The following is an 11,482-nucleotide window of genomic DNA, read 5'->3' on the forward strand; positions in this document are numbered from 1 at the left end:
GGCCAAACTCACTACCAGAAAGGCTTACGGTTTTCGGACCTATCATGGGCTGGAAGTCGCTTTGTATCATGCACTTGGCGCTCTACCGGAACCAAAGTTCACCCACAGATTTTCCTGAGGAGGGAAATAATAAATCCGTCCCCTTTTCCAGCGTCCCGTCGGCGAAGTTCGATGACCCGATCCTTCAAGGTCTTGGCCCGCTTGGCCGGCCCACAGGCGATCCTCACCAGATTTAGAGTGTGCTACATATAAAGCGCAAGGTCAAGCTGCCCACCGGCTCTGACTACTCGAACCGGCCTCTCCGATATCCGCAAACAAGAGATGTGCTATTGCAAGACCTCACGCTATGCTCGCGCTTTGCACGGGTCCGGTTCATGCGGCGGTTAGGTCCTCGTCGCACACATAGAAGCGCCCTTCGGCCTTTGCCGCACTGTACGCACGACCGTAGCTCTTACGATAGTTGGGGCCGAGATGAACGATACGAGTGACGAGGCCGTCACAGACGAACTTTCCGGTAAACCGAACGATGCCTGTCTCGATGGCGACACCCGACGCGCCAGCGATGTCCCGAACCGGCTGGGTGAGGCCGAGCACGCCGAACGCGGTTTCTTCCGACGGATGCACAAAGATTGAATTAGGTCTTGGTGTCGCGAAGAAACACCCAGTGGTTGACGCGAAGTGTTCGTACAGCACGGACTATTTCTTCGTCCACTCCCTCCGACCGCGCCCTTAGCTTGACCAATGCCTTGTCGAGTAGACCAGGCTTTTCGGTCAACTGACGCCTGGCCGCGGCCAGAACGGACAGGACATTGCCGGTCTTTGGAGCTCGGCCGCGAAGGCCGATCTCGAGGAGAAGCCCCTTGTAGCCGGCGATGAATGCATTTGCGACGGTGGGATCGAGAGTCACGGTGCTTCGCGAGGTCTATCAATCGGCGTCAGCGGCGCGCCGGCAAGACATGTGCCAAGCGGGACGACGCTGATCGGCGCGTCCGCTGCACGCCGGGTATATAGCCGGCGGGTTAGATGACATCGACGGCTCCTAAGATCGCCAAGGCCGCGCTGAAGAGCAGAAATACCGCGTGAGGGAACGCGACATGAGGGAAGAGGAGAAACCTTTCGCCACCTCCGCGTCAGGCTGTCCAAGCGTTGTGCCTCCGAAAAGCTCGTGAGATATGCCGGCCCGCCGATCTCGCCTCGGCTCGCCAGCGCACGCTCGAGTTCCACCAAACCGATAGACGTGCGCTAGCTGGAGCAGCTTGACCATGACCTCGGTGATCCAAAAGGTGGCCGAGAGAAGCGCCGCGATGCAAAAGACCGCGACTTGCGAAGTACGCGACGCGGCGACGGCAGCAGAAAAACCGGTACCGATCGCGGCCGCGCTCACGGTTACTCCCCACGCCTTGATCGTGACGAAATAGCCGTCATATGCCTGGACGTAGCCAGCAAGCTTGAAGTACTCGTCGAAGGTCTCTGCTCGATTCACCTTGGCAGGTACGGTCCAGACACATAGGTAACAGTTTAGTCCAGGGACATGGGTAACAGTTTAGTCCAGGGACATGGGTAACAGTTTGTTCATACTGTGGGCGCCTGAATCGAGGAGGTGCCCCAATGCCTCCGTCATTCGACCATGAGCAGCCTGCACGGCGTCGGATCGATGCTGGCCTGGAGCGGCCGCGCGAAGGTCGTGAAGGACACGATGGCTTGGCCAGGTGCTAGGGAGGAAAGACGCTGCCAGAGCCCCTCGTTGATTCCGCCGATCGACCGCTTCAGGCGGTTCACCACGCCGGCGTCGCCCACCTTATGAATGATCCAGTTATTGATCAGACCCATGACTTCGTCCGGCAGGTGCTGCGGCAGCTGCGTGATAAAGACCAGTCCCAGCCAGCGCTTCCGCCCACGACGCGCGATCCGAGCCACCTGCTGGAAGAGGACCTGCATCTTCTGGATCCTTTGCGCCGACAGGAACTCATGCGCTTCTTCGATCATGATGAGAGTCGGGGTGGGCTGCCTGTCCTGGGCCACAGCCGCCTTATAGTTCTCCTCCTGCTGCTCCTGGACACCCCGGAGAAGCTCCGCGATCACGAGGTTGTTGATCTGCGGCGAGTCGGTGTCGCTCAGGTCGAGGATCGAAACCCGGCCGGGTTGGAGCATCATCGCGTAGTTGAGAGACGGGGCCGACGGAGAGTCGAAGATCTTTAGACGCTTGATTTTTGCCAGCTTGCCTAAGAGGGCCCGCCAGCTGATGACGTTCTTCGGAAGGTCCGCGGCACCGATGATCTGTCGAAGAATCTGCCGGTTCGTTCGGAAGGCGGAGGCCTCAAGATAGGGCTCGGAGGCCTTCTTGTCTACGACGGCCTCGATATCCCGGACGACGTCGTAAAGATGCGCGAGAGTCATCTCGGGATAGCCCGTCTCCAGCTCATCCAGTTCCATCAGCATGCGGCGCTCGTCGTCGTTTCTCGGCCACACCCCCATCTTCTCCAGAGCCAGCTTGGTCACGTCGTAGGCTTTGAAGAAACGCTCGCTCTGCGGCTCGGTCAGCTCGAGGATCTCCTGCACCGCATACGGGGAGAGCTCGCTGAAGCGAAGCGAGAAGGGATAGAGTAGCGGGTGCTCGGGATTCGCCGCTTCCCTCCCTACGAGATGGTAGATGTGCGTGTCCTCGACACCCCCGCCCTTGAGTCCCCGCCGATCGAGCGCCTGAAGCATGACCGGATCCTCGGTCGGCTCGTGGATAGCGGAGTACTCCCCCTCGGTATCGATCAGGACGATGGCCATTCCCTGCTCCTGCGCCTTGGCGACGAGGCCAGACACCGTCGTGGACTTGCCGCCGCCGGTCGTGCCCAGGATGCCGAGGTGACGAGGGAAGACGGTCTTGCTGTCCGCTGGCACGGAGACGGCCAGGTCCTCGAAGCCTTCAGCCAGCCCAAGCCTCAGATTACCCCGTAGCCGCAGCACCTCCACCGTCTCCTCGGGACCCAGGCTGAAGACGGGACTGTTGGGCTTCGGTCGCCGCCGGGGCGGCACGACAGCCCCTTCCTTGAGCCGCTCGCCCATCACCTCGACCTGCGCGCGACCGTGGTAGGGCGGCATGAGCAGCCCGCCCTTGATGGTCGTGACGACGATGGGCGTCGCATCGGCGCGCAAACCGTCTGGCTCAGCAAAGGGGCCCTCTACGATCGCCCCCAGATACGTACGCCCGTCCGCTCGGCTCTCGATGCGGACTAGCGCCTGGCTCGGAAGCTGACCGATGTTGTCCCGTGGCAGCAGGACCGTCACCGTGCCGTCCTTGCTCACCGGGGTGTCGAACATCGTCCGGCCGATACTGCCCTCGTAACCCGCTGGCTCTACCCAGGCTCCACCGGCCTGCTCGGCGGCGGTATCGAGAGACTGAAAGGCCTCCTCCGGCGTCGCGGCGACGCTGGCACCCAATGCTGCGAGCTCAGTGCCCTTGTCGTTCATGAGTCCGATCCTCCCTATCGGCGCCGGGTTCGGCGCTCGCCAAGATAGCGGAAAGGCTCGCCAGCCTGCGCATAGGCGAGCTGCGTTGAAACCGCGAAGGTGGTCGCCCCGAAGCTGGCCCTGCAGACACCGTCGGCCAGGTCGATCAGCATGGGGAAACCACGATGTTCCTGGAGCACGCTGTCGGCGATGGCGATCAGGGCTGCCTCGTGCGCATGGTCCACATGCGCGTAGAACATCTGCGCGGGCGACAGTTTCGAGGCTCTGTACATGCCGACGACGACCTTCGGTCCGCACTCTTCCACGAAGCTATCGACAGCAGGCTTCAGCCCGCCCCAGGCTTCGCCACGGTAGTGGCCCTCAGCAATCCGGGCGAGAAAGTCCTCGTTGCTGTCCACGATCGCGTATTCCAAAGGCTGTAGCGCGTTGCCGATCGTCAGCATTTCGCGCGCCGTCGTGCTACTGGGAATGAAGACAAACCGCTTGTGCTCGATCACCAGCCTCTTCATGAGCACCAGACTGGCTCGCAGGAGCTCAGGCATGCCCGAGCCAGTGACCAGTTCATAAGGGGTGGGGTTGCCGTGGCCCATGCGCCAGATGGAGTCGGATCGCTCGAGAAGCACCGCGCGTTCGGCATACGCCATGATCCCGCGCCGGGCGAGGTCGGCGAGACGGTCATGTGGGCTCTGCTGATCCACGGCACTGCGCTTTCGACGGCGCTCGAGCAGCTCCATCGTCTCGTCGATCAGGTTCCTTCTGGAGGACGTTCGAAGGTCCCGCCGGAAAATGCGGTGCACCCAAGAGCCCTGGTTGCCACGATACGAGACCAGACACACCCCGATCTGCGTGATCGTGACCGGAAGCGTGTCGTGAGAGGCCACAGTGCCGTCGCAGGCCTCCACAGCGCCGTTGAAGAGAACCTTCCGGTGAACTTCCTCCAGCCGATCGATCGTGACCCGGTAAACACCCGCGCACGGGGGGGCACCCTCACGCGTGCGAAGAAGCGGGAAGATCCTCTCCCGGATCTGCTGCTCGTATTGGCCTTCTTTCTGGACCGCTTCGGCGACCTCGCGCTCAAGCCGCGCATACATCTCGCCAAGGTCCGCGCCCGGTCGCCACGTGCTGAGGTCGAGGGTTTCGGAGAGGGCCTCGCCGTGCGCGACCTTATACTCGTCCGCCGTCAGCGGAGGCAGGTCGGGTGCGAGCGGCTCGGAGCCCTCGCCAGAGTGCGTCTCCAGCGTAGAGTCCGACTCAACTTCCGACACTGGCTTATGCGTCTTGAGGTCTTCCGCGTCCATCCACCTAACTCTTCCCGCCAAGTGCCGGAAGTTCGACATCAACCCTCATGTCGCGCCCAGCCACTCCCGAAAGCCTCGCGTCGACCGGCGGCTCAAGACCAGAGACCGCCCATACTCCTGCGCTATTGCCAGCGGCAACCCAAAATCTTCCACCAGGATCTCCGTCGCCGCTGTCGCCGCCGAATGCTCACGCCGAATCCTCTTCGCCTCGAGCCGCTCCAGCACAGTCTGCCGCGGAGCCAACAGCTCCAGGGCGATGCGATCCGCGCGGTCCTCCGCAGCGAGGACGTCCAGGTGGTTCACTTCTCCTAGCGCCGAGCGCTCCATCAAATGGGTATAGACGCCGACCTCCACACCGCGCAGTAGCCCCGTCAGCCGCTCCTCCAGGGTAGGGAGCCGCAAACCATCCAGCACCTCCCGGCCTGCCTCGCCCAGCGCTTCAAGAGCCTTCTGGCGCGGGTGCACATAATCCACAAGGAAGTGCGAAGCCTCATGCGCCAAGGAGACTCGGCGCTCGCCCTCCGGGTCGCTGCCTTCGAGGACAACCAACCCGCGCCCGCCTCTCGCCAGGAGGCACGCTCGCAGCGGGCGGTCCGGCCCCTCCATGTGCAGAAGGATGCCCTTCCTCGAGAGCCAGCTCCGAAGCTCGTACAACCCTAGGTGCGGAAGCTTGACGATGGCGAGGGGAAGGGCCCACGCCACCGACGACTCGAGCGACCGGGGAAAGGGTTCCGTTCGCCCTACGAGGCGCCAAAACCTTTGTGCCCACCGGGCCGCTTCCTGGTCGGTCACTCCTTGGGCTCCCGCTTCGACCGCTTCTTGTCCGCCGCCGTCTTTTCCAGGGGCTCGCCGCTACTCCTTCGGTCACGCGCCGCCATCAGCAGACCCTGCGAGGAGGCGTCGCTCCCCTCTTCCCGAAGAGAGGCGACGGCTGCGACTTCCCGCAAGAGCTCCACGAGCCGCTCGGCGTTACACGACGTAAACGTGGCTATACGTTGGACCTCCTCTCGAAACTTGGCCGCCTGGTCATCAGGACGCCGGCAGAGAGCAAGCCGCGCAAGTGCCTCGAGGGTGCACTGCAGCATCTCCGCCAGCGTCCCGTCGTCGAGGCCGTGCATGGCCTGGTACTCGGCCAAGGCCCTCCCCAAGAAGAAAGCATCAGCACTGGCCCGGCGGGCGAACCACCGGAGGCCCGGATCACTACTTCCGGCCATAGCCACCTTCTCCATGTCGAGCGAGCATCTTCTTGATTCGATCCTTGTGCCGTTTTACCTGGCTCGCCTGCTCCTTTGCCGGGAGACGCTCGAGGCCCCATGCCTTCGCGAAAGCCTCTGTCGACCGCTCACCTTCGATCAGTAGCTCCACGGCCTCCCTATCCCTCGGATCCTTGAAGAGTTCCCCAATCCTGCGCCGCATTCTCTCGGCCTCGAGCGGGGTGTCCGAACCCGGTGCCTCCAATCTCTCTTCCGACCAGCGATGGCAAAGTTCGACATCCTCGATAGATATTTCCCTCTGCTTCCTGCGAGCCGCCTTGGCGAGAGCATTCCGCAGATCGCCCTCCGCGGCCATGACTAGGAAACCAAAGAGCCCCCGCTTGGCAGGGTCGAACTGGGTTGGCTGCTTGATGTAGCTGATGAGGGCATCCGAGGCCGCATCCCACAGGAAGTCCGACGCCCTCAAGCGCGGGTGCCTTTTCTCCAGTTGCTTGACAAGTGACTTCCACACTGCCTCAGCGAGCTCTGTCGGCGCTACCGGATCGACGGCAAGTAGCCGCTCGTGGATCTCACGATACCAGTCCTCGCTGGTCATGAACGGGCTACTTCCGTAGCGCCACAATTATCTCGTGCCGCATGCGATGGGAGAGTGGACTGTTCGTGGCTGCAGCGCGTGGGAGCGGTAACGACCGATGCGCCGCCCTCAGGTGCCGAGCGACGCCACCTACGACCCGGAGGCCCACCCTCTCGCCAAGAGCGGTAACGATGTCAGGCGCATCCGTTCGTTTCGACGAAATGATCGTTGGCCCGAGCGCGAGCAGCGCTAGGCCTCCAGGACGCAGCACACGTGCAATCTCAGTCAGCACCTTCGACAGATCGGATAGGTATCGCCGTCGCTGAGCCCTCTCGCGCTCTTCCTCAAGAACGCTTTCCAAGCGCTCCTCCAGGCCAAGCGGAAGCCCATCGAGGCTCCAAAGCCCCCGCTCAGTGCCCATCATCGTGCCGCGAAGCTCGCGCAGCTGCTCCAGACTGTATCCCATCCAGACGAGCGAAAACTTGTGGGCCCGCAGGTAATCGATGGCATTGAGGTAGGGAGGTGAAGTGAGAACGAGATCAGCCCTCAGATCCTCGAGTGGAAGTTCCCGGGCATCGCCACGTCGGACTGAGGCGCCGGTGGCCAGCTCGCAGTCTTTGAAAGGAAGTCGAGCCACTGCGTTCCGAAACCTCCGGGTCCACGCGTCGAGAGGAAGCACCACAGGCTTGTCGGACCGCTTGTGGGGTCGGGAGCGGGGTAGGTCGAGAGCCGAGGAGGCACCGGCGGACTTAGCAATGATCAAGCTAGAGAAAACCACCCGGGCGAAGTCCTTCTCCTTCCCGCTCGCCTCCTCCTCAATGGCATCGGCGAGCGCACAGAGCTGCTCCTGCGACTTGGGAGGAAACCAGTAGTCGATGAATCGAAGATCCTCCGGGAGCATCTGCGCTCGGATCTGAGACAGACGGTTCCTTCCCGAGCGGACTGCGCCTTGGGCATGATCGAGAACCTGTGCTCCCAGCTCTTCCAGCCTCCGCGAGTCGAAGCCGGCGATCGCACTCCGGGCGATGAGAAGGGCGAGCGGATCACGCTCAAAACCAAGACCGTGCCGTCCGAGCCGCCTCGCGGCAATCAGGCTCGTCCCAGAACCGACCATGGGGTCGAGGATCACGGCTTCAGACGTCGTGGTCTGCGTGATGAGGTGCTCGGCTACAGACACCGGCATCCGCGCCGGGAAAGGATGAAACCAGGCCGGCTCGGGACGTTGGCCCCTTGCTCGGAGCCCCTCAAGCTCGGAAAGCGCCGCTTTCACAGTTTTATTATCGCGCGTCCTGCTTCGCATCCTGGTCCCGGGGCACTTTCAGATCGGCAGTCTCATCAGCACGAATTGACTCCTCCAGGGGAGCTTGACGGCGGACCCCGCGTGGCCCCGCTCTTACGGTAGGAGCCTCTGTTACCAGAAGCCCGCCGCATAGACCCTGACGTGCAGTTTTCCCGCATCCGGTTCCTCGGTTGTACTCGCTTTGCTTTGCACAACTCTCAATCCACCCGTAACAAAGCGCCGTGGCAACTGAAGCCGGCGCCGAAGGACGACATCCACCAGAGCCCGCCCGGGGCCGGGTCCCGGAGCGCCGCTTCGAGGACGAAGTACACGAAGGCGCTGCTGAGATTGCCGTACTCGGCCAGCATCGCGCGGCTGTACTTTAGCTGTTCCTCCGAGAGCCCCAGCCGCTCCTGCAGCGCGGAGAGGACGTCGCGCCCGCCGGCATGCCATATCCAGGCGCCGATCTCCTCGCGAGCGACGTCCTCCGCCTTCAGCACCCGCCCGAGCACCTCGGCCGCATAGCGGGCCGCGAGCTGCGGCACCGGACGGGTCAGGATATTGCGCAGCATGCCGCCGCGTTGCTCGAAGCGCAGGAGCTCGCGGCGGCCCGGATCGGTCAGGGAACCCCCTTTCTGCCAGGCGATGCGCCGCCGGCCGGCGGGAGGCCGCGCCGAAAGCAGCGCCGCGCCGGCACCATCACCGAAGAGACAGCCGCTGATGAGCACGCCCGGGTCGTCATCGACGTACATCGCCGCGCTCGAGACCTCGACACACACGGATAGCACGTGCCGGGCGCGCCCTGCCGATAGCAGGGCCTCGGCCATGGACCAGTTGGGGAGGGCCGCCGCGCAGCCTTGCCCCACGAGGTCGAAGGCCAGCACCTCGGGGCAGAGGTCCAGACCCTCGATGAGATAGCTCGCGATGCCGGGACACAGGTAGCCGGTGCAGGTGCTCGCGATCACCGCATCCACCTGTCCCGCCGTCAGGCCGGCATCGTCGAGCGCACGCAGAGCGGCTTCGGTGGCGAGGCTCGGGGCATGCTCGGCGAAGCGCCGGTGCAGCGTGTCGGGGTTGATGTCGAAGAGTTCGTGGAGCTCGGCCGGGACCAGATGGCGCGCCGCGATCCCGTTGTCGCCCAACAGCACCTGCTCGACCAGGACCTGCGCCCGGCGGCCCAGGCGGCGGTAATGCTCGCAGGTCCGGAACGCCTCCCAGCACTGGGCCTGGCTGTAGCGCTGCGGCGGCGCCGCCGTCCCGAGCCCGCTAAGGAACACGGCGAATCCCGTCCGCGTCCTGTGTCGACTTGCCCACCGGGTGAGAAATGCGGGCTAGTGGCGCCCCGCGGGTGCCTGCGCCTCGCGGAGACGGGTCGCCAGGTCGAGCCCCTTGCGGCGGCTCTCGGCGGCGCGCTCCGGATCGCCGATGTGGTCCAGGGTCTCCGCGAGCAGCCAATAGGCCTCGGGGTAGGGCTGGCGCGCGATGCTGGCCTCGAAGTAGTAGCAGGCCTTCCCCCATAGACCGCTCTTGTAGCAGAGGCGCCCGAGCGTGAGCAAAAGGCTCGGGTCATCTCCGTGCGCCGCGAGCCAGGTCTCGGCCTCCCGAATCTGGGCGGCGGTGTCCCCGCCATCGATGGTCCCGTAACAGGCGCAGAGCGCGCTGTCCCAGTCCGACTTCAGGGTCTTGTGAATGAGAGGTACGACCCGCGATGCGGCGCCGTAGCGTTCCAGCTGCGAGGCATAGGCGTATAGCACCGGCGGCCGTTTGCGCAGCGGGGTCGGGACCTGCGCCCAGGCCCGTTCCAGCGACTCGGGGTCCTCTGCCGCCCTGAGCAGACCCGCATGGGCCTCGACCTGACGCGCCGAAACCTCCTCGGCCGCCAGCGCCTTGCGCTTGCCGAGGGCGGGCAGAAGGGCCAGGACCTCGGACCATTCCCCCCGTTCGACGTGGAACCGCAGCGCGGCGCGCAACACCTCGGGGTGGGCCGGGTGCAGGGAGCGCAAGCGCTGCAGCACGGCCCGCGCCTCTGCGATCTCGCCGTGCTCCAGGTGCAGCTCGGCGGAGGTCAGGGCCACGGCGAGATCCGCCCTCGGGGTCGTTTCGCGGGCCAGATCGAGGTAGTGATCGCGTCGCTCGGGGGCGCGCTGGGCCTGGGCCGCGCGGGCCGCGGCGAGGTAGTGCAGGAAGGGCGCCTCACTGATCTCGGCGCTGCGGTACAGGGCCACTTCGGCCTGGCGCCAATGGCCCTCGGCCAGGGCGATGGCGCCGGCCACCAGGTCCTGCCGGGCCCTGCCGGTTTTCTGCGTGTGGGCCCATCCATGCAGCCGTCGCTGCAGGGACCAGAGGTGGGCAACAAGACGTGCGGCGCCGTAGCAGAGGAGCGCGGTGAGGCCCAGCACCACCAGCGCGACGTTGACGCTCATTTCGATCAGACGGCCTTGATAGGCGATGGCCACCAGGCCATGGTCCCGACCGAAGAGCCAGGCGGCGAGCACCGCGGCCAGGATCGCGAAGACGATCAGGAATCGCAGTCTCACGGCGCCGCGTCGGGGGGCCTTGGGTCGTCCGCGGCCGGCGTGCCGGTGGGAGCGGGTGAAGATGGGGCCGCCGGGGTGTCTTCCGGCGCGGTGACGGTGCCGGGGGCCGCCTCGTTCGGGGCCTCTTGTGCCGTGCCGATCGCAGGTGCGGGGGCCGTTCCGGCTTCCTCGGGCGGGGCGGTGCCGTCGTGTGGGTCCGGCGTCTGTCGGTTCGCGTCGGGCGCGTTGCTACGGTCGTCCTCGTCCGGAGCCGGTCGCGGAGCGCCGGGCTCGTCGGCGCGATCGCCGGGAACCGGCGCCGGTTCGGCGGTGCCGGGTTCGACGGCGGGATCGCCTCGGTCCGGCTCGGCTCCGGTAGCATCGGGTGTGGCGGCGTTGTCGTCCTGGGCCGGGGCCTCGGGTGTTCCGAGCTTGTGCCTGGCCAGTACGTATTCGCGCAGTCCCTTGATGGACCTGGCGACATCGGGGATCGGCGGGGACAGCTCCAGGGCCTGCATCTCCCCGAGCCGCTTTTGGATGCTCGCGACGGCCGGATCCGCGCCATCGTAGTAGCGCTCGAAAAGCCCGGCCAGGACCCCCAATGTTGCCTTGAATGCCGCCCCGTCGCGGCGCGACAGCTCCAAGCGGGCGTTGCTGATCTCGAGTTCGATCTGTTGTTCGATGAGCTCACGGAAGTTGGGATCGAAGATGCGCGCGTCCTCGGCCCCCAGCGGCTTGATGGATACGAGCCCTATCAGATCGTTCCACACGCGCTCGACGGCCTCATCGAAGGACTGGACGGGTGGACGGGGCGTTTGCACCGCCTCCGTGAGCTTGCCCCCGTCCTTGTCGGATGCGCGCGATAGGCCCCCCTGGAAGGGCAGGGAATCGATGCGCTTCAGGACATCGGCGAGATACAGGGCCGGACCGATGGTATCGACCACCGGGACCGCGCGCAGGTCATTGATGTCCGCCATGAGCACCGCCCGCAGCGTTTCGAGGTCCGGCCGGATGAGGTTCAAGAGGCGCTGATCGGCCGCCTCCATGGCCCGGATGGCGGTCGGGACATCGCGTTCGAAGCTCAGGCGTTGCTGGGCGATCCCGAGGAGGTAGGCGACCTCGGCGAAGATCAGGTCTTC

The 11,482-nt window shown here is 64.8% G+C and carries 13 protein-coding genes; 2 read left to right on the forward strand and 11 right to left on the reverse strand.

Annotated elements, in window-relative coordinates:
* Positions 1–236, forward strand: a 236-nt coding sequence (locus M3461_13495; GenBank protein ID MDQ3775282.1) for a hypothetical protein, incomplete at its 5' end; no start/stop codon positions are given.
* 136 nt (positions 237–372) lie between these two features.
* On the opposite strand, the gene M3461_13500 is transcribed toward M3461_13495, so the two are convergent.
* Positions 373–624, reverse strand: a complete 252-nt coding sequence (locus M3461_13500) for a hypothetical protein (protein MDQ3775283.1) — start codon at positions 622–624, stop codon at positions 373–375.
* A gap of 10 nt (positions 625–634) precedes the next feature.
* Positions 635–907, reverse strand: a complete 273-nt coding sequence (locus M3461_13505; protein ID MDQ3775284.1) for a hypothetical protein — start codon at positions 905–907, stop codon at positions 635–637.
* 355 nt (positions 908–1,262) lie between these two features.
* Between M3461_13505 and M3461_13510 the strand changes: the two genes are divergently transcribed.
* Positions 1,263–1,418 carry a hypothetical protein gene (locus M3461_13510; GenBank protein MDQ3775285.1) on the forward strand — a complete coding sequence of 52 codons (156 nt, stop codon included), beginning with the start codon at positions 1,263–1,265 and terminating at the stop codon, positions 1,416–1,418.
* Positions 1,419–1,617: 199 nt separating this feature from the next.
* Here M3461_13510 and M3461_13515 read toward each other — a convergent pair whose 3' ends face one another.
* The 9 genes from M3461_13515 to M3461_13555 all read right to left on the reverse strand — a co-directional run.
* The gene (locus tag M3461_13515; GenBank protein ID MDQ3775286.1) at positions 1,618–3,462 is read right to left on the reverse strand and encodes an ATP-binding protein; all 1,845 of its coding nucleotides are present in this window, start codon (positions 3,460–3,462) and stop codon (positions 1,618–1,620) included.
* 14 nt (positions 3,463–3,476) lie between these two features.
* The gene (locus tag M3461_13520) at positions 3,477–4,760 is read right to left on the reverse strand and encodes a hypothetical protein (protein MDQ3775287.1); all 1,284 of its coding nucleotides are present in this window, start codon (positions 4,758–4,760) and stop codon (positions 3,477–3,479) included.
* Between the two features lie 45 nt (positions 4,761–4,805).
* Positions 4,806–5,462, reverse strand: a complete 657-nt coding sequence (locus M3461_13525) for a hypothetical protein (protein ID MDQ3775288.1) — start codon at positions 5,460–5,462, stop codon at positions 4,806–4,808.
* 86 nt (positions 5,463–5,548) lie between these two features.
* The gene (locus tag M3461_13530; protein ID MDQ3775289.1) at positions 5,549–5,974 is read right to left on the reverse strand and encodes a hypothetical protein; all 426 of its coding nucleotides are present in this window, start codon (positions 5,972–5,974) and stop codon (positions 5,549–5,551) included.
* A complete protein-coding gene (locus tag M3461_13535; protein MDQ3775290.1) occupies positions 5,961–6,569 on the reverse strand; it encodes a hypothetical protein in 609 nt (202 codons plus the stop codon). The genes M3461_13530 and M3461_13535 overlap by 14 nt, the downstream gene beginning before the upstream one ends.
* Before the next feature lie 7 nt (positions 6,570–6,576).
* Positions 6,577–7,731, reverse strand: a complete 1,155-nt coding sequence (locus M3461_13540) for a hypothetical protein (protein ID MDQ3775291.1) — start codon at positions 7,729–7,731, stop codon at positions 6,577–6,579.
* 314 nt (positions 7,732–8,045) lie between these two features.
* Positions 8,046–9,104 (reverse strand): stilbene synthase, encoded by a 1,059-nt coding sequence (locus tag M3461_13545; GenBank protein ID MDQ3775292.1) that lies wholly within the window; start codon positions 9,102–9,104, stop codon positions 8,046–8,048.
* 54 nt (positions 9,105–9,158) lie between these two features.
* Positions 9,159–10,364: a heme biosynthesis protein HemY gene (locus tag M3461_13550; GenBank protein MDQ3775293.1), complete on the reverse strand. Its 1,206-nt coding sequence runs from the start codon at positions 10,362–10,364 to the stop codon at positions 9,159–9,161.
* On the reverse strand, positions 10,361–11,482 hold a 1,122-nt coding region (locus M3461_13555; GenBank protein MDQ3775294.1), incomplete at its 5' end, for a uroporphyrinogen-III C-methyltransferase. The genes M3461_13550 and M3461_13555, both read right to left, overlap by 4 nt.

This window comes from Pseudomonadota bacterium (genome assembly GCA_030860485.1).
In the GTDB taxonomy this organism is placed as follows: Bacteria; Pseudomonadota; Gammaproteobacteria; order JACCXJ01; family JACCXJ01; genus JACCXJ01.